4 protein-coding genes are annotated in these 2,482 nt (G+C 70.1%); all 4 read left to right on the top strand.

Annotated features, from left to right (window positions below):
- Positions 1-521 (top strand): HEAT repeat domain-containing protein (locus MET9862_RS28860; RefSeq protein WP_142586298.1); only part of this gene is annotated, 521 nt, incomplete at its 5' end.
- 14 nt (positions 522-535) lie between these two features.
- Positions 536-1,399 (top strand): CheR family methyltransferase, encoded by an 864-nt coding sequence (locus tag MET9862_RS28855; protein WP_142586297.1) that lies wholly within the window; start codon positions 536-538, stop codon positions 1,397-1,399.
- Between the two features lies 1 nt (position 1,400).
- On the top strand, positions 1,401-1,772 hold the full coding sequence (locus tag MET9862_RS28850) for a response regulator (protein ID WP_142586296.1): 372 nt from the start codon (positions 1,401-1,403) through the stop codon (positions 1,770-1,772).
- Positions 1,769-2,482 (top strand): Hpt domain-containing protein (locus MET9862_RS28845; protein WP_185157054.1); only part of this gene is annotated, 714 nt, incomplete at its 3' end. The genes MET9862_RS28850 and MET9862_RS28845, both read left to right, overlap by 4 nt.

Below are 2,482 nucleotides of genomic sequence, written 5' to 3'. Positions count from 1 at the left end.
CCTCGGCGGCGGCGCGGCGCGAGGCTGCCCGCCGGCTCGCCTCCGACCCCGGCGCGGTCGACGCGCTCGCCGCGCAGCTCGCCCGCGAGGCCGACAACAGCGTGCGCGAGGCGATCCTCGCCGCCATCGGGCGCATCGGCACACCGGCCGCCGCCCATCACCTGCTCGGCCTGCTCGGCAGCGAAGACGTGTGGCTGCGCAACGCCGCGATCGAGACGCTCCAGGTCATGGACGCGGCCGTGCTCGGCGCCCTGGAGGACGGCCTCGACGATCCCGACAGCGACCGGCGCATCTTCGCCGTCAACGTGCTCGCATCCCTGCACCATCCGGAGGCGGCGGCCCTCGCCCTGCGCGCGCTGGCCCGGGATCCGCACGTGAATGTCTGCGCGGCCGCCCTCGACGTGCTCGCCGAGATCGGCACGCCGGAGATGATCCCGGAGATCGAGGCCGTGGCCGCCCGCTTCCCGGACGAGCCCTTCCTGCGCTTCGCGGCCTCGGCCGCCAAGCGCCGCATCGCCTGACCGGGCCCGTGCCGATGAGTGCCTTGCCTGCCGCACACGGACCCGAAGTTTCAGAGAGCGACTTCACGCGCTTCCGGGACTTCTTCTACCGCAAGACCGGCATCATGTTCGCCGACAACAAGCGTTACTTCGTGGACAAGCGCCTACAGGAACGGATGCTTGAGGCCGGGCAGCCAACCTTCCGCGACTACTTCAACGTGCTCCGGTTCCAGGCCAACGGCGCCGAGTTTCAGGCGCTCGTCAACCTGATGACGGTCAACGAGACCTATTTCTACCGCGAGGAGTATCAGTTCCACTGCCTGGTCCGCTCGATCCTGCCCGAAATCGTGCGCGCCAAGCGGCCTGGCGAGCCGGTGCGGATCTGGTCGGTCCCCTGCTCCACCGGCGAGGAGCCCTACTCGATCGCCTTCCAGCTCCTCGACAACTGGGCCGATGTCGACCGCTACGACATCGAGATCGTCGCCTCCGACATCGACACCACGGTGATCGAGCAGGCCCGGCGCGGCCTCTACGGGGAGCGCTCCGTGCAGCACGTGCCCCGCCCCACGCTGGACCGTTTCACCCGGCGGGTGCGCGGGGCCTACGAGGTGCTCCCCGACATCCGGGACTCGATCGCCTTCCACCGGGTCAACCTGTCCGACCCGCTCTCGACCCGGCAGTTCCGCGGCTTCGACGTCGTGTTCTGCCGCAACCTGCTGATCTATTTCGACGACGCCTCGCGGCGCGATGCCGCCCAGACGATCTTCCACGCCCTGAATCCGGGCGGCTTCGTCTGCCTCGGCCACTCGGAATCGATGAGCCGGATCTCGTCGCTGTTCGCCATCCGCAAGTTCGCGGAGGCGATCGTCTACCAGAAACCCTTCGATGCGGAGATCTGAGATGGCACGAGTCCTCGTCGTGGACGATGCCACGACCGTCCGCATGTATTACCGCGACGTGCTGGAGAGCGCGGGCTTCACGGTCGAGGAGGCCGTGAACGGCTTCGAGGGCCTGGAGAAGGCGATCGCGCAGAGCTTCGACCTGCTCGTGGTCGACGTGAACATGCCCAAGATGGACGGCTACGCCTTCCTCCGCCAGGGCCGCGCCCTGCCCGAGCTGCGGGCCGTGCCGGCCCTGATGATCTCCACGGAGAGCGCGCCGCAGGACCGGGTCCGCGCCTATGCCGCGGGTGCCAATCTCTACCTTGTCAAGCCCGTCCAGCCGCAGACGCTGGCGGAGGCCGCGCGCGTGATGGCCGGAGCCGCATCGTGAAGAACGCCCTGCTCGCCCAGTTCATTCCCGAGGCGCGCGAGCTCCTCGAGGTCGCCGGCAGCGGCATGCTGCAGCTCGAGAAGTCGCACGACGCCGATGCGTTGAACGACATCTTCCGGGCGGTGCACACCCTGAAGGGCACGTCCGGCCTGTTCGACGTGGCGCCCCTCACCGCCCTGGTCCACGCGGCGGAGGACCTCCTCGTCGAGGTGCGCACCGGCGCCCTCGCCCTCGAACCGGAGATTGTCGACGGGCTTCTCGACAGCCTCGACCTCGTCGGCCACTGGATCGACGCGCTCGAGTCCCGCGAGCAGCTGCCGGCGGATGCCGAAGGCGTCATGACGGGCCGTGTCGCCGCCCTGCGCCGCTGGCTCGACGGCCCCGCCCCGCAGGGGACGGCGGGTGCGGATTCCGCGCCGCATGCGCCGCCGGCCTGGATCGCCGGCTGGCCGGAGGAATCGCTGCGCGAGGCCTACCGCGCGGCGGCCGGCGGCGCGCTCACCGCCTGGAGCTACGAGCCGGACGAGGCCTGCTTCTTCCGCGGCGACGACCCGGCCCATCTCGTCTCCTCCTCGCCCGGATTGATCCGTCTGCGCGTGGTGGCGCGCCACCCCGTCCTCATCCTCACCGGCCACGCCGACGCCATCGAGATCCCGGAGGATCTCCCGGTCCTCGCCAAGCCCTTCCAGTCGGCGGAACTGGCGCGCCAG

Source organism: Methylobacterium symbioticum (genome assembly GCF_902141845.1).
Taxonomy (GTDB): domain Bacteria; phylum Pseudomonadota; class Alphaproteobacteria; order Rhizobiales; family Beijerinckiaceae; genus Methylobacterium; species Methylobacterium symbioticum.
This window is presented reverse-complemented; position numbering and strand designations above follow the sequence as displayed.

Coding starts and splice junctions, on each gene's coding strand:
- MET9862_RS28855 (WP_142586297.1), top strand. CDS start 536: ATGAGTGCCTTGCCTGCCGCACACGGACCCGAAGTTTCAGAGAGCGAC.
- MET9862_RS28850 (WP_142586296.1), top strand. CDS start 1,401: ATGGCACGAGTCCTCGTCGTGGACGATGCCACGACCGTCCGCATGTAT.